General features: G+C 46.8%; 23 protein-coding genes. 2 read left to right on the forward strand and 21 right to left on the reverse strand.

Annotated features, from left to right (window positions below):
* Positions 1–238 precede the first annotated feature (238 nt).
* Both PVOR_RS27705 and PVOR_RS27710 read right to left on the reverse strand, forming a co-directional pair.
* On the reverse strand, positions 239–469 hold the full coding sequence (locus PVOR_RS27705; RefSeq protein ID WP_006212879.1) for a hypothetical protein: 231 nt from the start codon (positions 467–469) through the stop codon (positions 239–241).
* Between the two features lie 209 nt (positions 470–678).
* Positions 679–1296, reverse strand: coding sequence for a stage II sporulation protein M (locus PVOR_RS27710; protein WP_006212880.1), 618 nt, complete (start codon positions 1294–1296; stop codon positions 679–681).
* A gap of 94 nt (positions 1297–1390) precedes the next feature.
* Between PVOR_RS27710 and pdaB the strand changes: the two genes are divergently transcribed.
* Positions 1391–2194 (forward strand): polysaccharide deacetylase family sporulation protein PdaB, encoded by an 804-nt coding sequence (gene pdaB, locus PVOR_RS27715; RefSeq protein WP_006212881.1) that lies wholly within the window; start codon positions 1391–1393, stop codon positions 2192–2194.
* Between the two features lie 60 nt (positions 2195–2254).
* Here the strand turns inward: pdaB and PVOR_RS27720 are convergent, their stop codons facing one another.
* Positions 2255–2848, reverse strand: coding sequence for a KinB-signaling pathway activation protein (locus PVOR_RS27720; RefSeq protein ID WP_036638446.1), 594 nt, complete (start codon positions 2846–2848; stop codon positions 2255–2257).
* Positions 2849–3008: 160 nt separating this feature from the next.
* Between PVOR_RS27720 and gerD the strand changes: the two genes are divergently transcribed.
* Entirely contained in the window at positions 3009–3719 is a 711-nt protein-coding gene (gerD, locus tag PVOR_RS27725; RefSeq protein ID WP_006212883.1) for a spore germination lipoprotein GerD, read from the forward strand.
* Positions 3720–3784: 65 nt separating this feature from the next.
* On the opposite strand, the gene PVOR_RS27730 is transcribed toward gerD, so the two are convergent.
* The 18 genes from PVOR_RS27730 to PVOR_RS27815 all read right to left on the reverse strand — a co-directional run bounded on the left by PVOR_RS27730 (position 3785) and on the right by PVOR_RS27815 (position 17014).
* Positions 3785–4891, reverse strand: coding sequence for an Mrp/NBP35 family ATP-binding protein (locus tag PVOR_RS27730; protein WP_006212885.1), 1107 nt, complete (start codon positions 4889–4891; stop codon positions 3785–3787).
* Positions 4892–4950: 59 nt separating this feature from the next.
* Complete coding sequence (gene cwlD, locus PVOR_RS27735) at positions 4951–5724, reverse strand: N-acetylmuramoyl-L-alanine amidase CwlD (protein ID WP_006212886.1); 774 nt, start codon at positions 5722–5724, stop codon at positions 4951–4953.
* A gap of 71 nt (positions 5725–5795) precedes the next feature.
* Complete coding sequence (gene sat, locus PVOR_RS27740; RefSeq protein ID WP_006212887.1) at positions 5796–6965, reverse strand: sulfate adenylyltransferase; 1170 nt, start codon at positions 6963–6965, stop codon at positions 5796–5798.
* 51 nt (positions 6966–7016) lie between these two features.
* A complete protein-coding gene (locus tag PVOR_RS27745) occupies positions 7017–7709 on the reverse strand; it encodes a phosphoadenylyl-sulfate reductase (RefSeq protein ID WP_006212888.1) in 693 nt (230 codons plus the stop codon).
* Positions 7710–7898: 189 nt separating this feature from the next.
* Entirely contained in the window at positions 7899–9548 is a 1650-nt protein-coding gene (locus tag PVOR_RS27750) for an MDR family MFS transporter (protein ID WP_006212889.1), read from the reverse strand.
* Positions 9549–9557: 9 nt separating this feature from the next.
* Positions 9558–10001 (reverse strand): MarR family winged helix-turn-helix transcriptional regulator, encoded by a 444-nt coding sequence (locus PVOR_RS27755; RefSeq protein WP_006212890.1) that lies wholly within the window; start codon positions 9999–10001, stop codon positions 9558–9560.
* A 314-nt stretch (positions 10002–10315) separates the two neighbouring features.
* Positions 10316–10708: a 30S ribosomal protein S9 gene (gene rpsI / locus PVOR_RS27760; RefSeq protein ID WP_006212891.1), complete on the reverse strand. Its 393-nt coding sequence runs from the start codon at positions 10706–10708 to the stop codon at positions 10316–10318.
* Positions 10709–10728: 20 nt separating this feature from the next.
* On the reverse strand, positions 10729–11166 hold the full coding sequence (gene rplM / locus PVOR_RS27765) for a 50S ribosomal protein L13 (RefSeq protein ID WP_006212892.1): 438 nt from the start codon (positions 11164–11166) through the stop codon (positions 10729–10731).
* Between the two features lie 231 nt (positions 11167–11397).
* Positions 11398–12198 (reverse strand): tRNA pseudouridine(38-40) synthase TruA, encoded by an 801-nt coding sequence (gene truA, locus PVOR_RS27770; protein WP_006212893.1) that lies wholly within the window; start codon positions 12196–12198, stop codon positions 11398–11400.
* Between the two features lie 346 nt (positions 12199–12544).
* A complete protein-coding gene (gene rplQ / locus PVOR_RS27775; protein WP_006212894.1) occupies positions 12545–12910 on the reverse strand; it encodes a 50S ribosomal protein L17 in 366 nt (121 codons plus the stop codon).
* Between the two features lie 39 nt (positions 12911–12949).
* Positions 12950–13894: a DNA-directed RNA polymerase subunit alpha gene (locus PVOR_RS27780; protein ID WP_006212895.1), complete on the reverse strand. Its 945-nt coding sequence runs from the start codon at positions 13892–13894 to the stop codon at positions 12950–12952.
* Between the two features lie 134 nt (positions 13895–14028).
* Positions 14029–14424: a 30S ribosomal protein S11 gene (gene rpsK / locus PVOR_RS27785; protein WP_006212896.1), complete on the reverse strand. Its 396-nt coding sequence runs from the start codon at positions 14422–14424 to the stop codon at positions 14029–14031.
* Between the two features lie 19 nt (positions 14425–14443).
* The gene (gene rpsM / locus PVOR_RS27790) at positions 14444–14812 is read right to left on the reverse strand and encodes a 30S ribosomal protein S13 (protein ID WP_006212897.1); all 369 of its coding nucleotides are present in this window, start codon (positions 14810–14812) and stop codon (positions 14444–14446) included.
* 20 nt (positions 14813–14832) lie between these two features.
* Positions 14833–14946: a 50S ribosomal protein L36 gene (rpmJ, locus tag PVOR_RS27795; protein ID WP_003333770.1), complete on the reverse strand. Its 114-nt coding sequence runs from the start codon at positions 14944–14946 to the stop codon at positions 14833–14835.
* 131 nt (positions 14947–15077) lie between these two features.
* Positions 15078–15293, reverse strand: coding sequence for a translation initiation factor IF-1 (gene infA, locus PVOR_RS27800; RefSeq protein WP_006212898.1), 216 nt, complete (start codon positions 15291–15293; stop codon positions 15078–15080).
* 2 nt (positions 15294–15295) lie between these two features.
* Positions 15296–15607, reverse strand: a complete 312-nt coding sequence (locus PVOR_RS27805) for a KOW domain-containing RNA-binding protein (protein ID WP_006212899.1) — start codon at positions 15605–15607, stop codon at positions 15296–15298.
* A 4-nt stretch (positions 15608–15611) separates the two neighbouring features.
* Positions 15612–16364 carry a type I methionyl aminopeptidase gene (gene map / locus PVOR_RS27810; protein ID WP_006212900.1) on the reverse strand — a complete coding sequence of 251 codons (753 nt, stop codon included), beginning with the start codon at positions 16362–16364 and terminating at the stop codon, positions 15612–15614.
* 5 nt (positions 16365–16369) lie between these two features.
* On the reverse strand, positions 16370–17014 hold the full coding sequence (locus tag PVOR_RS27815) for an adenylate kinase (RefSeq protein WP_006212901.1): 645 nt from the start codon (positions 17012–17014) through the stop codon (positions 16370–16372).
* Between the last annotated feature and the right edge of the window lies 1 nt (position 17015).

Consider the following 17015-nt stretch of genomic DNA (forward strand, 5'->3'; position numbering starts at 1 on the left):
CACTCGTTGTTCAGTTTTCAAAGATCAATCTGTGTTTCTTTTTCGTCATCCGCATCTCAGCGGCGACTTTTATAATGTATCACACTTCCTATCAACTTTGCAAGCACTTTTTTTAAAAAAAGTTTTTGAAGTTTGTTTTGAAGTTTGATGGCCGCCGGTTGGCGGCATCACCTTCGAAAAGGAAGCGAAAATTAATTTACCATATACTGAGCAGTTTAGTCAACACTTTTTCTCAATATTAATGTTTGATTTGCGGAAACTTCCCGTTACGTGCATATTTGGAGAGTTCTTTCTGTGGGGCGAATCGGGCATACATGCGGAATACCGTTTTATATCGGTTAGCGATGGCTTGCCTGATGTTGTGGTCCAATCGTTGGTCGCTCAAATCCAGCAGCATTTCATCCAGTTCTTTTCGCAGTACGTAATCAAGCTCTTTGCACTCTTTTTCGTTGAATAGCATTCCCAGCATGATAGGACCTCCTTATATAGTTAGGTGAACAAGTAACGTCTCACTCGGAATAAAGCTGCTCTTGCCTATGTAAAGGTGATTCACCGTTTGGGGCGGAATCTTTAAACCGAATATACGCTGTCTGCACCTGATGAACGTCTTTTGCTCACGCAGCTGATCTCTTCACTCTGTTAAGCTGCTTTATTAGGTATGCACACTTTCCGGGAAAATTATGACATGAGCCACAACGTAATTGTACTTTCTATAATCGCAGCAGCAAGCAGCAATAGAACCACCCACAGAGATGCAGTACCCAGCTTGCGCCAAAAGCCGCGCCACTCCGCGCCTATCCCGCTTCTGCGTTCACTTCCTGCAAAGATGCCACCAAGACTTCTAAGCACCAGCCCGCCAAAAGCAAGACCATATCCGCAAGCGATGACAATGACCGGTATCTCGATAATTCCATGCGGAAGCAGCCCTTTCACGATCAAATCAAACAAACTCTCTCCGCTGGCCTCCACTACTTTAAGTAAAAATCCAATAACCATCCCATTGATGATCAGGAAGAAAAATGGAATAACACCCAGCAGCAGTCCCGAGAACATGACCAGCACGCTCTTAATGCTGTTGTTCAGAAAGATAAAAACAAAAAAGTTCCATTCCGGATTATCGGAAGCGCCCAGTTGCTGGCTGATCTCACCCAATCCTTGCAGCTGGCTTTTGAGGAATTGTTCGAATCCTTCCGAACTCCATCCCGCCGCAATTCCAGCTACAAATAAGACGGTCGATAGCAGCAGCGCCTTCCTGATTGACTTTAAGTCCTTAAGAAAAATGCTAAATCGTAACATTCGCAACCTCCTAAATTGGTATAACTCACAAGTACGAGCATATGTTGAAAGTAAACAAGCTATTGCACACTGAAGGGAGAGGGGCGCACGTATTATGAATTCTTTTTATGTATTCAACGGCAGGAAGATTAAGCGGTTTTTCTTCGTTCTTGCCGCGGCCGTCTTTGCAATCGGCGTTATCTATGTGGAGAGCGATAACATCTCGGTCTTCTCCGAGAACAACCCGTCAGCGATTTACAGCGTGTCTACGGACAAGAAACAAATTGCCTTAACCTTTGACATCAGTTGGGGTGAAAAACGCGCAGAACCCATTTTACAGGCCTTAAAAGACAATGGTGTTCAGAAAGCAACCTTCTTCCTGTCTGCACCATGGAGCAAAACACATCCCGATATTGTTAATACCATTAAGGAAAACGGATATGAAATCGGGAGTCACGGCTTCAAGCACGACAACTACAGCACCCTCACTGATGAGGAGATCCGCAAGCAGATTACCTCGGCACATACTATTTTAACCGCAATGACGGGACAAGAACCCAAATTAATACGAATGCCGAATGGAGATTTTGACAAGAGAGTTCTCAGCATCGCGCAAAGCCTGAACTATACGGTTATTCAATGGGATACGGATTCCAGAGACTGGAAGAACATCGGCGTAGATAAAATTGTGGAGCGCGTGACCTCCAAAGCACATCCGGGCGATATTGTGCTGATGCATGCCAGCGACTCCGTAAAGCAGACGCATGAGGCACTGCCTCTGATCATTAAAGAGCTCCGCAACCAGGGGTATGAGTTCGTTACAGTAACGGACTTGCTTCAACAAGGAAGCACCCAAGGCACGGAGGTTCGAGATCAGGCTTCATTGCAGAAGAGCATTGAAGATGCTGGCGGACTATAAGATTAATGCTTCGTATCCCCCTGTAACCTCATATTGATTAACAAAAAAAGAGCTATGGCATTAGCTCTTTTTTTCGTCTTGTGTAACTTTATGAAGCGTCAGAATCTGGTATGCATTACAGATCAGCAAGGGTACCACCATAAATATGGTCGCGTTGCTTACTCCGATCTGGAGTACCCCGATAATCTCAACAATGGAAATCGCCATCATAAAGAAGAGAGTTGGAATCCACGCATTAGCATTCGTGCTCTTCACTTTTAGATAAGCAACCATAACTGCGATAATCAGAATTGCGATTCCCAAAATCAAATCCTGCTGTAAGCTTGTTGAACCCCCGACGAAAGTACGGAAGAACATCAGCTCCAGTAATGCAAGAACAGCGAGCACAATCTGAATGTATTGCCAGGTCTTCCTGCGGAATATGCCTATCCCCATATAATTCAGAGTCAGGTATGCAAAAAAGCCCATCTGGGAATACACACTCACGAGCGCCCCCGAGCCTAACAAAATCAACGGGTATATTAATACATCGGCCCATCCTGTGAATTCGATCGCACCATTAAACAGCTGCAGTATCAGACCTACAATTAATGCAGCAACTGCTCCAACGAGCAGCGTTTTCAAAAATAATTTAGACCACTTTCGTAAGCTCAAGTAACTTCCACCCCCACAGATCATTATTTTACCAACGTTCACAATAAAAAACCATTCTGAATCCGACATATTTCCGCAAAACCATCGCATACTATCCGTAGAACCGTAAGAAAACATGTATCGATGTACTTATACAGAAGACAAAAGGAGGACAACGGTAATGAAGTGGCCGTTATTTCGTTTATGTTTTATCGTCTTCGTTGCTGCCATGGTGCTTACCGCTTGTGGTGCAGAACAAAGCTCGTCCCCGCAGCTTGGATATAAAGAAATCAAATCCATGGTGGTCGACATTCTGAAAACTGACGAAGGAAAAAAGGCAGTCGAAGAGGCGCTTGGCAGTGGATCTGGAGGTACCTCCAGCAGTGGGTCGATGGGAATGCGGATGATTTCCGCTCAATCGGGTGAACAGATTCGTACGGCTGTTAAGGATACACTAGTGTCGGACGAGTATAAAAAAGAAATCGAAAAGATTATGACCGACCCTAAATTTGCCGGTGATTTTGCCAAAGCGATCAATTCCGAAAGCAAACAGCTCCATATGCAGCTGATTAAAGATCCAACGTATCAAAAGGCCATTCAGGATATGCTGAAATCGCCGGATGTCATGAAATCGTTTCTTGAACTGACCAATACGCCGGACTATCGCAAACAGTCCATGACCGTAATGCAGGAAGCCATGCAAAATCCGCTCTTCCGTATGGAGGTTCTGGAGCTGCTCAAGTCGGTGGTGAAGGAAGAGCTTCAGCCTAAGGTAGAGAAAAAGAAACAGGGTGAAGGTCAAGCGCAGGGCGAGCAGGGCAGCGGTGGCGGAAGCAGTGAGAATGGCGGCGAAGGTGGAGAAGAGAGCGGTGAAAGCGGTGGCGGAGGTTAGACACATAGCTTCAAACAACAACAAGCTCCCTGTATGGGAGCTTGTTGTTTATATACATTAGTAATTTAATTACGTTCGTTGTTGTCTTCAAGCTTGGACGTAATTCTTCTGGCTACTTCATCATAAATGACTGCACTCTCTGTTCCCGATTTATAAACGGATGGAGAGAAATCCGGCTCGGAAGGGTGATTGTCCGGTCCTCCTAACGGAAGCTGCGCGAGCAGTTCGGTATGAAGTGTCTCGGCCAGCTTTCCGCCGCCTCCACGGCCAAATACATAATCCTTCTCCCCACCGTGCGCGCATACATAGTATGACATATTCTCCACAACACCCAGTATTTCATGATCAGTCTGCAATGCCATTGCGCCTGCTCTGGCTGCAACAAAAGCGGCGGTTGCATGCGGAGTCGTTACGATAATCTCTTTACTCTGTGGAATCATCTGATGCACATCAAGAGCGACATCACCTGTGCCTGGAGGGAGATCCAGCAGCATGTAATCCAATTCGCCCCACGCGACATCACTGAAGAACTGACGAAGCATTTTGCCAAGCATCGGTCCACGCCAAATCACAGGACTGTTCTCGCGGATGAAGAAACCCATCGACATGACTTTGACACCAAAACGCTCAACCGGAATAATCACGCCGTCTTCGGTCACGGTTGGCCCTTCTTCAATCCCCATCATGTCTGGCACGCTGAACCCATAAATATCAGCATCAATCAATCCTACCTTCTTGCCTTGACGAGCCAAGGCAGCAGCCAAATTCACAGTAACGGTGGATTTGCCTACCCCGCCTTTACCGCTGGCTACCGCAATAAAATGGATCCCTGACTGCTCGCTCAGGAGAGTGTTATCCTCCATGCCGGCAGCATGTCCCTTCGTCAACTTGTCCTCATTGCTTGGCTCTTTAGCACGCGCAGGTCCACCTGCATTACTGTCAAGAGGGCGCATTCGGATATGAATATCTTCCGCCCCCATGGCTTCAAGGATTTCTCGGATCTGCGCTTCCAGGGAAGCGCGTACATCTTCGCTGCTGTAAATCACAGATAACCGCACCGTGCTTTCCTTTACAACAATATCACGAATACGCTGGAGCTCCATCAAGCTCTTCCCAGTTTCGGGATCACGTAAAGGCTGGAGTATCTCCTGTACCGTTTCTCTAGTCAGCATATAAGCACCTCTGCTCTATGTAATGGAATAGATGTTTCAATATCGCGTCTATTATACCATTACTCTGCAGCTTGTGACGACTCGCTGATGGAATCGCCGGAGGAATAACGCAAAATTCCTTTGTAGACGGAAGCTGCGACCATTCTCTGATATTTCTCATCCCTGAGCAGTTCGGATTCCTGTGGATGGGACAAGAAACCTACCTCCACCAGTGCAGACGGCATGCGCAGAGCTTGCAGCAAAAATATTTTATCGTCCGTTTTTGCCAGACGCTGCGTGTTCTCCAGATTGTTCCTGATCTCATCCTGGATTAATTCAGCCAGCTTTTTGCTGTCCCCATTATTCGGAGGAAAAAACGTCTGTGCCCCTCTCCAGCGATTGGACGGAATGCTGTTCAGATGCATGCTGATAAACATATCCGCCTTGCTGTCTTCAATCTTCCGCACACGCTGCTTGAGATCCTCTGTTTTCCGTTTGGAATACCCCTTCGTGCTTTCTGCAGCGAGGTCGTAGTCTCCTTCTCTTGTCAGGATGACAAGAGCTCCGGCTTGCTGCAAGTAATCACGTAAATAGAGGGTTATGGCCAAGTTCACATCCTTCTCGATGACACCCTGCCGGCTTACCGCCCCACCATCAGGCCCACCATGTCCTGCATCGAGTGCGATGACTTTGCCGGAAAGCGGCAAACTCCAGGTATTGGACGTTTTGGCAGTTGGGATTTCGTACGTCACCACGATAATGAGCAGTGCCAGCAGCGCGATCCCTATTATGGTTTGCTTGATTCTCTTCAACGATATCCACACCGTAACCTTGTCCGATCTCCGCCTGGACATAACAAAACCACCTCGTCCCATGAGTTGTTCTACTCCATCATATGGGACAAGGTGGCTATTTATACCTTCTGTTATACCGTGATCTGTTCTTTCATACCCTCTATCAGCACTTGAGCAACTTCCGGACGTGTGAATTCCGGCGGCGGACAGAGACCTTCCCGGAGCAAACCACGCACCTTGGTTCCGGACAAGGTCAGATGGTTCTCTTTTGGATGCGGGCATGTTTTGCTTGAGGCCATGTTTCCACAGGTTGTGCAGAAGAAGCTGTGTTCGAAGAAAAGAGGTGTAATATCAAGCTCTTCCGCCGTGAAGTTTCTGAAAATTTCCTGCGCTTCATAGGTACCGTAATAATCGCCAACCCCCGCGTGATCCCGGCCGACGATAAAGTGGGTACATCCATAGTTTTTCCGAACGATCGCATGAAAAATAGCTTCTCTAGGCCCTGCGTAACGCATCGCAGCCGGGAATACACCCAAAAAGGTACGATCCTCAGGATAGTAATTCTCCAGCAATGTCAGATAACTCTTCATTCGTACATTAGCAGGGACATCATCTGATTTGGTTTCCCCCACAAGCGGGTTTAAAAAAAGTGCATCCACAATTTCCATTGCACTCTTCTGGATGTACTCATGTGCACGATGAACCGGGTTACGTGTTTGAAAACCGACAACCGTATTCCAGCCCTTGGCTCTGAATTGTTCACGGGTTTCTGCCGGATCAAAATAAAATTCCCCAAACCTTGCCGGCTGCGGGCGGTTCAAAACTTGAATGGGGCCTCCTACGTAGATTGCCGATCGTTCAAAAAGTTTCTTTACACCAGGGTGCTCCGGATCGTCTGTCTTAAATACTTGAACAGCCTCGACTTGCTGATCTACCTGATAGATGCTCTCTACATCGATAACGCCGTAGATCACACCGTCCTCTTCTCCTACCAGCGCAGCTTTCTCGCCTACAACGAGGCTAGCCGCTGTATCCTCATCAACAGCCAGTGTGACTGGAATGCTCCACACCGTGCCATTAGATAAACGCATCGTGGATATGACTGACTTATAGTCCAACTCGTTAAGAAACCCTTGCAATGGCGAAAATGCCCCGACTCCAATGAGATCCAGGTCCGATATGCTCCAGGCGTTAACAGATATCTTAGACAAAGTGTCTGCCTGCTTCAATATAACGTCACGCTCTTCTCCGTGGGCTACCCGCTGTACCAGCGTACCTCCATGAGGGAGTATGGCTGTCATGAATGATTCCTCCTCTGTTGCTATGAATGAATTAACATCATTAATGGATTCTTATTTATGAAGTCCGCATTCCGTCTTCTCATGTCCTGACCAGCGTCCTGCACGCGGATCTTCCCCAGGAAAGACCTGCCGAGTGCAATACTCACAGCCAATGCTCGGATAATTCTGATCATGAAGCGGATTGTAGATAATATCGTTAGCACGGATATAATTCCACACGTCTTCACTTGTCCAAGCTGCAATGGGGTTGAATTTGACCAAACCAAACTTCGTATCGTATTCGATCTTCTTCGAATTGGCACGAGTCGGAGCTTGATCCCTGCGGATTCCTGTAATCCACGCTTCATACTGGGACAGAATCCGAGTGAGCGGCTCTACCTTACGAATGTTACAGCACTCGTTCGGGCTAACCCTCCACAGTTCTTCCCCAAACTGAGCTGCCTGTTCTTCCGGCGTAATGAGAGGAGATACCTTTACAAACTCCAAGCTGTAGTGCTCTGCCATCCGGTCCCGAGTTTCATAGGTCTCCTTAAAATGAAAATCGGTATCCAGATAGAAAATATCTGTTGATGGGCTGATCTTCTGAATCATATCCACCAATACCACATCTTCTGCTCCAAAGCTGCAAGCAAACGTTATATTGGGAAATGTCTTGATCGCAAATGCTATGACTTCCTCAGCCGTTGCATGCTCAAGCTCTTCTGCCTGCACTCTGATTAAATCTTCTTTCTCCAGCAAATTCATGATTATGCCTCCCCCGTTATTAATCCCGATAATCCTACTGAAATAATATGAATTAAATACAGTATAAAACAATCCTAATAAATGTCAACCATCAAATCGACACCTTTAAAAACGAAAAAACCTTTCCTGCACTAGCAGGAAAGGTCTTCATGTTACCCCAATTTCCAAACATTTTGACAAATAGCAAACTTAGTCTACTGCCACGGTTGCCTCTGCAGCTTTGGCGGCAACAGGACTGGAACCTTTTCCATCCGTGTCCTCGGATTTTGGAGCAGGTGCCTGATTTGTCGTTCGCAGCGGAATTTCCTTCAAGAAGAAGACAAGCAGCAGTGCTACTGCCAGAACTACCGTACCTGTCAGGAACACCATGGACAATGTATTCCCAAGCGCATCACGGATCGTGTCGATCATTTGTACGAATAAAGGCTGTACATCAGCAGGAAGATTTGCCTGTGTCTGCTCGATGAGCGGCTTATTCATCAGTGTCTGCGGATTGGCGAAGGACAGCAACTGCTGCGCTAGCTGCGGATCCACAGAGCTAAAATCCGGCGCATTAGCCGATTGAAGTGATTCCTTCAGGTTCTTCGTCAGATTATTCGACATAACTGTACCCATAACCGCGATACCAATTGTACCTCCAAGATTACGGAACAATTGAGACGAAGCCGTTGCCACGCCAAGCTCCTGGTGAGATACCGCATTCTGAGTTGCTAAAGAGAAGACCGGCATGCCCAGACCCAAACCGATACCGAAAATCACGGTACTGATCACAGTAAGCCAGATATTGTCCATGAACACCATAATGCCCATGCCCACCATCATAATTGGAACTCCAATAAGTGCATAACGTTTATACTTACCGCTCTTAGCAATAAGCTGGCCTGCTATCGCACTCATACCCATCATGAAAATCGACATAGGTATGGTTACATAACCCGCATATGTTGGTGAGATACCAAGTACGCCCTGAACATAGAAGGATATATAAATCATGGCACCCATCAAACCAAAGTTCATAAAGAATCCAATCAGATTGGATACCGTAACTACGCTGTTCTTAAACAAACTGAGGGGCAGAATCGGCTCTTTGGCTTTCATCTCGATAAAAATAAAGATGAGGGCCGATACAACCGAGCCTGCTATAAGACCGATAATTTCCGGTGACCCCCAAGGGTACTCCGTGCCCGCCCAAGAGAAAGCAAGCAGCAAGGGAACGATGGAAGTTGTAAGAAACAAGGAGCCCAGATAGTCAACGGACTGTCCTGTCTTGCGCTCAACCTTCGGAAATAACGACCAGATCATGATAAAGGCTACCACGCCCAGCGGCAGGAAGATCCAGAATAACCAGCGCCACTCAATGTTATCTACCAGGTATCCGCCAAGAGTTGGTCCAAGGACACTGGAGAAGCCGAATACGGCTGTCATGAGTCCCATCCACTTACCACGTTCTCGAGGTGGGAATAAGTCACCGACAGACATAAATGCTGTCGATTGGATTATACCGGCACCAATACCCTGAATACCGCGGTATATGATGAATTGGTACACATCTGTTGATGTACCCGTTAGAAAGGCCCCCAACATAAAAAATAATATACCTATTAAGATGAACGGTTTACGTCCAAACATATCAGACAGCTTACCAACCAGTATGGTTGCTATGGTTGATGTCAGCAAATAAATGTTGATGGTCCATGTATAATAATCCATGCCATCGAGAATAGCGATAATTCGCGGCATTGCCGTGCTTGTTATCGTCTGGTTAATGGCCGCGAAGAACATTGCGGCCATAATGGCTACCATAATTGAAACTTTACGTTTAAGCGTTAAATGCTCCATGCTCCACCTCTACCCATTTTGATTATCTATGTTTGACAGCATCAAGGAAAAAATCCGATTTAGATGCTCTATGTCTTCTTCAGAGAGATTGTCAAAGAACCCCTGAATCACTTCTTTTTGATCTCTTTTCACACTTCTAATGATCTCAAGCCCGGACTCCATAATCGTGATATTCACGACTCTGCGGTCATCCTCAGCACGCTCTTTCTGCAGATATCCTTCTGCGACCAATTTATCCGTCAGCCCCGTAATTGCCGGTGGGGTCAAGGACAAGGCCTCTGCAAGATCAGATACCTTTTGCGGCCCCCGCAATTTTAAAACATACAACACTTGAAATTGTGGGTATGTGACATTGTACTTTCCGGCACCGGATTTCTTCCATTCCTGCGATATGTTCTTTAGCAGGGCACGAAACATAGATGATACTTTGAAAATCTGTTCACTTTTATCCAACAATATCCCCCTTACCACATTCAAAATCATTTAACCAATTAATGATTAAATATTAATTATTTAAGTACTTAATTAATTTGCATTTATTAATATATCTCTATTTACATATCAAGTCAAGTGGTGATCGATGTCATTTTCAGCGGGATGGAGGTGCAATCGGTTCCTATATCCTCAGGTTGTGCACATCATGTGCACAACCTGCTTTATTTGATGTGATATCACATGTTTCACCTGCGGTTATGTGCATATCATTGTGGACAAACATAAAAAAGCTCTTGACCATAATTGGCCAAGAGCTTGGTAGATCGAGAATATTAACGTTTCGAGAACTGAGGTGCGCGACGAGCTGCTTTAAGACCGTATTTTTTACGTTCTTTCATACGTGGGTCGCGAGTCAGGAATCCAGCTCTTTTCAGAGAAGGACGGAATTCAGGATCTGCTTTCAGAAGAGCACGGGAGATACCGTGACGGATTGCTCCAGCTTGACCGGAGATGCCGCCACCGTGTGCGATGACAAGCACGTCATATTTGCCCAGTGTTTCTGTCAGATTCAAAGGTTGTTTAACGATCAGTTTGAGTGTTTCCAAACCGAAGTACTCATTAATATCACGTTTATTGATGACAATTCGTCCTTCACCCGGTACGAGGCGTACACGTGCTACCGAATGTTTACGACGACCTGTCCCATAGTATTGTACTTGTGCCATGAAACTGTCCTCCTTTTTAATTAACCGCGAAGTTCGTAAGCTTCTGGTTTTTGTGCTTCATGTGGATGCGCTGCGCCTGCATATGCTTTCAGTCTCAGCTTCATTTTTTCGCCCATGCGAGTTTTAGGAAGCATGCCGTGAACCGCACTTTCGATTACACGCTCTGGGTATTTAGCAATCAGGTCTTGAGCAACAGTTACTTTCAATCCACCTGGGTGCAGGGAGTGACGATAGTATTTCTTGTTCTCCATCTTTTTGCCAGTGAGGTGGATCTTCTCGGAATTGATAACAACCACGAAATCCCCTGTGTCAACATGTGGAGTGAATTGAGGCTTATGTTTGCCGCGGATCAAAGCCGCAACTTCACTTGCTAAACGGCCAAGCGTCTTGCCTTCGGCATCAACGATGTACCATTTGCGCTCAACTTCATTTGGCTTCGCCATATAGGTGGTACGCATGTATAGTTCCTCCTTGTATTCGTCCGAAAATCATCATTAATTTTCATCATTTATCTTCGTTCATGTGTAAAGCATTGTCATGGTGTTGCAGTCTTGCAATCGGCATTTTCTTAACCGGGGCTGTGGGAGAGCCGTTAAGAAAACACAACTTATATAATACAGGATTACGCCCACTTACGCAAGTGTTTTTTAGGTTTACTACCTGAAACCTTGCGCATTACCGCCGGAACATCAGAATTCCTGAAGCGGATTCTCATTCCCGGTGATATCGTATTCCACTTCCCACAACATCAGGCCCTTGCCCATGGCTGTAGGCCCGGCTGCTGCCCGGTTCTTGGCCTCCAGTATGATCTTCATATCATCCGGATGACGCTTGCCTTCCCCGACCTCAATCAGCGTGCCCATGATAATTCGAACCATATGCTGCAGAAACCCATTCCCGGATAAGTACGTATGAATGACCCCCTGATCTCTAGTGCCGGGGCGGCACATCGAGGTATCCCTCTCAAACCAGGCATCAAATATAGTTCGTACATGGGACGATTTCGTCGACTTCCGCGACGCAAACGTTGTATAGTCATACGTTCCGATCAGATGACGAAGTCCCTGCTCCATCGCTGGGATATCTAGTTGTCCATAATGATGGATCTGATAGCGGCGATTGAATAAGTCCGGATGCTGATTCGCATTGATCGTATAGCGGTAGGTTTTGCGTTTGGCTGCATGGCGGGAATGAAATTCCATAGGTACCTCCATCGCATCCGAAACTACGATATCTTCCGGCAACCAGGTGTTTAATGCCATACACCAACGCTCCAAGGGAATTGGAGAAGCTGTGTAGAAATTGAATACTTGGGCGCGTGCATGCACCCCAGCATCCGTCCGGCCAGAAGCAATAATCTTGAGCTGTTCTCCGGACAAGCGATGAATTGCGTCCTCCAAATAATCCTGAATCGTGTGGCCACCGGGCTGGGTCTGAAAGCCGTTATAATCGGTACCGTCGTAACTGACCCTCATCAGAAGATTACGCATTGCTGGCCTCCTGAGTGCTTTTTAGCTCAGTATTTCCAAGGCTCGTTCTACTGAGGCGTTTTGACGCCTTCACTTATTCGGAGCTATTGGGATACCAGCCTAAAGCCAATACACATTATCAAAAAAAGAGCCCCATAGGAGCTCCTTTTCATCATGTTAAGCCGAACCCTTCGAGTCAGCCACATGACTAGAAGGTCCCCGTTATTACTGCCCATGGAGTAGTCGAGACGAGTCGAACCAGATGATCGACTATATCTCGCACCACTTCCCGTTCATGGCTCTAAGAATAAACCTCTACAGAGCCGGGCATACATAACTACAGTCACTTCAATGGAACAAAGCTAAATTACGCGCGATCCACCAGTTCCAAGAAAACCATTGGAGCTGCGTCACCACGACGAGGACCCAGCTTCAGGATACGAGTGTATCCGCCTGGACGCTCGGAGTAACGTGGAGCGATTTCGGAGAACAATTTTTGAATTGCATCTTGTTCGCCATCTACTGTTTCACGACGCACGAATGCAGCTACTTGACGACGAGCGTGCAGATCACCTTTTTTTGCTTTTGTGATCAGTTTCTCAGCGATCGAACGAACTTCTTTCGCTTTGGCTTCTGTCGTTTGAATGCGTTCATATAAGAAAAGGTCGGTTACCAGGTCACGGAACAACGCTTTACGCGCACTGGAATCGCGGCCCAACTTTTGGTATGCCATGTGTTTTTCCCTCCTTTGCTAAGCTAAGCCGAATCTATGCTATTCTTCCGTACGAAGTCCCAGGCCCAACTCTTCAAGCTTCTCTTGAACTTCCTCCAGGGATTTGCGTCCGAGGTTCCGGACTTTCATCATATCCTCTTCGGTTTTCGTAGTCAGCTCTTGTACCGTATTAATGCCGGCACGTTTCAAGCAGTTGTAGGAACGAACGGAAAGATCCAGCTCTTCGATCGTCATTTCAAGCACTTTTTCTTTCTTGTCTTCTTCTTTCTCAACCATGATCTCTGCATCCTTGGCTTCGTCGGTCAGACCCACGAAGAGGAACAGATGCTCGGTCAAGATTTTCGCGCCGAGACTAACGGCTTCTTCTGGGCGAATGCTGCCATCCGTCCAAATTTCAAGCGTCAGTTTGTCGTAGTTAGTCACTTGACCAACACGCGTATTTTCCACGCCGTAGTTCACACGGCTAATCGGAGTGTAGATCGAATCGACGGGAATGACGCCGATAGGCTGGTCATCGCGTTTGTTCCGATCCGCCTGGACATAGCCACGACCGCGACTGGCAAAAATACGCATATGAAGTCTTGCACCAGGGCCGAGCGTTGCAATATGAAGATCTGGATTCAGAATCTCCACATCACTATCCGCACGGATATCACCAGCAGTAACAACCCCTTCACCTTCCGCATCAATCTCGAACACTTTCTCTTCATCGGAATGAATTTTCAGAGACAAAGCTTTCAGGTTCAGGATGACTTCGGTCACGTCTTCCATGACACCCGGAATCGTGGAAAATTCATGAAGTACGCCATCGATTTGAATCGATGTAACTGCAGCGCCCGGGAGTGAGGACAGCAGGATGCGGCGAAGCGAGTTCCCCAGCGTCGTGCCGTATCCTCTCTCTAGAGGCTCAACAACGAATTTCCCATAGGTTCCTTCTTCATTGACATCAACGGTCTCAATTTTCGGCTTTTCGATTTCAATCACGCAAGTACCCCTCCTTCAAACGTCGCTCCTATATGAAACTGTCATCTTATCCAGTAATCCATGTAGTAGTATGCCTAAACAACCATTATTAGCAGATTGCAACGGATTTATACCACATTAACAGGATGACTTCATTATACGCGACGACGTTTTGGTGGGCGGCATCCGTTATGTGGAATTGGTGTAACGTCTTTGATCAGGTTTACTTCGAGACCTGCTGCTTGCAGAGAACGAATTGCTGCTTCACGACCAGCACCAGGACCTTTAACCATTACTTCCACCGCTTTCATACCGTGTTCCATAGCCGCTTTGGCAGCTGATTCAGCAGCCATTTGCGCAGCGAACGGGGTCGACTTACGGGAACCTTTAAATCCAAGGCCGCCGGAGCTTGCCCAAGAAATCGCGTTTCCGTGAGGATCCGTAATCGTTACGATTGTATTGTTGAATGTGGAGCGAATATGAGCCACGCCACTTTCAATATTTTTGCGGTCACGACGTTTAGTACGTACGACTTTTTTTGGTTTAGCCATTGTCTATTATCCCCCTTTCTTATTTCTTCTTGTTCGCTACGGTACGACGAGGACCTTTACGTGTACGAGCATTCGTTTTAGTACGTTGACCACGAACAGGCAATCCACGACGGTGACGAATACCGCGGTAGCAGCCGATCTCCGTGAGACGTTTAATATTCAAGGAAATTTCACGACGCAGGTCACCTTCAACCTTAACCATACCGTCGATCGTTTCGCGCAATTTGCTGACTTCATCTTCTGTCAAATCACGGACACGAGTGTCCGCATTGATTCCAGTTTCTTTCAATACTTTCTGGGAAGTCGTTTTACCGATTCCGAAAATGTAAGTCAAGGCGATCTCAACGCGTTTGTCACGTGGCAAATCCACACCAGCTATACGAGCCATTTTACGCTACACCCCCTTCTTTAACCTTGTTTTTGTTTGTGTTTCGGATTTTCACAGATAACCATTACGTTCCCTTTGCGGCGAATGACTTTGCATTTTTCGCAAATAGGCTTTACAGAAGGTCTTACCTTCATGCTAATTACCTCCTCGTAGTTTTACGTTGTAAAACCAGCTTCGAAACTAAAGTAGTTTGTAACCGCTGCTGAGTTTTACGTCAGTAAAACCGCTTCGCAGCTTTCCTTGATTCCCCAGGGGAACCTTGAATCTATTTACGGTACGTGATACGACCTTTGGTTAAATCATACGGCGAGAGTTGAACAACCACTTTGTCTCCTGTAAGGATACGGATAAAGTGCATCCGCAGCTTCCCGGATACATGAGCGAGAATCTGATGACCATTCTCCAGCTCGACTTTAAAGGTAGCATTCGGCAACGGCTCAATAACCGTCCCTTCGACTTCAATGACATCTTCTTTAGCCACAGTTAGTCTCCTTTCTGATTTGCCTTGGATTTATCGGATACAAACCGGCTCAGTGCAAAACGCAGCTTACCGTTTGTGACCCGACCGCTTTCTTGCAAACTGTTTACCACTTCACTGCTGATGATGGATAGGGGCTCCAGATGAAGAACATTCTTCTTCTTCGCTCCGTCAAACTTGCGTTTGTCTCCATCCGCGATCCACACGAACCTGCTGTCCTCAATTGAGACGATAACGGCATACTGACCGGCATCTCTGCCTTTCAGTATCTTAACGATCTGTCCGGTCTGAAACGTGATTTCGTTATTCAAGTCCATCACCCTATTCCGGCAGCTTCGTCAAAATTTCCATGCCATCCGGAGTGACTGCCACCGTGTGCTCGAAGTGAGCACATAGCGAGCCGTCTACCGTTACAACCGTCCAGTTGTCTTCCAGCGTCTTCACATTCCGTTTACCCGCGTTGACCATCGGCTCAATCGCGAGCACCATGCCCGGTTTGAGTCTTGGACCGCGGTCAGGTATGCCATAGTTCGGAATTTGCGGATCCTCATGCAGATCGGTACCCACACCATGACCAACGTATTCCCGGACAACAGAGAAACCTGCATCCTCGATATGACGCTGTATGGCATGAGAAATCGTAAACAAGCGGACATCAGGTTTGATTAGCGCAAGTCCAGCATAGAGCGATCCTTCCGTTACGTCCAGCAGACGCTGGGCTTCTTCGGAAATCTCTCCTACAGCGTAGGTCCATGCCGAGTCACCGTGGTAACCCTGGTACTGTGCACCGATATCAAACGTAACGATATCGCCCTCGATTAATTTGCGTTTGCCTGGAAATCCATGCACCAATTCTTCGTTGACTGATGCGCAAATGCTGGAAGGAAATCCGTTGTAGCCTTTAAAAGATGGCACAGCGCCTTGGCTTCGAATGAACTTGTCGGCCATTAGGTCCAGTTCCCCGGTTGTAATGCCCGGTTCAACATGAGCGGCAAGGAGTTTGTGGCATTCCGCCACGATCCTTCCTGCTTCTCTCATCAAGCTCAGTTCCGTTTCGGATTTACAAATGATCATTATGCTTAACCTCTCAGTATAGACGCAATTTGTGCGGAAACCGCGTCGATTTCCTGATCACCGTCGATTTGACGCAAAAGACCTTTGTTCTCATAAAACGTGAGGAGTGGTGCTGTTTTGTTGATATATTCGTCTAAACGAATGCCGACGCTCTCTTCGTTATCATCGGAGCGTTGGTACAATTCGCCGCCGCATTTATCACAAATGCCTTCCTGTTTAGGAGGATTAAAGATCACATGATAAGTCGAACCGCAGTTTTTGCAAATCCGGCGACCAGTAAGGCGAGCCAGAAGCTTTTCACGATCAACTTTCAGGTTGATGACGTGATTGAGACCTGTATTCAAGCGGGCGAGAATGTCATCCAGCGCTTCCGCTTGCGAAAGGGTTCTTGGAAAACCGTCCAATAAAAAACCTTTTTCGCAATCGGACTGCTGCAGACGTTCTTCCACAATACCGATCGTTACGTCATCCGGTACCAGCAGACCCTGATCCATGAATTCCTTCGCTTTAATCCCGATGGGAGTTCCTTGTTTAATCGCCAGACGAAATGCATCGCCTGTTGAGATATGAGGAATTCCGAATTCATTCACGATGTTTTCTGCTTGTGTTCCTTTTCCTGCCCCAGGAGGACCCATGAATAAGATGTTCACC

Source organism: Paenibacillus vortex V453 (assembly GCF_000193415.1).
GTDB classification, from domain to species: domain Bacteria; phylum Bacillota; class Bacilli; order Paenibacillales; family Paenibacillaceae; genus Paenibacillus_AQ; species Paenibacillus_AQ glucanolyticus.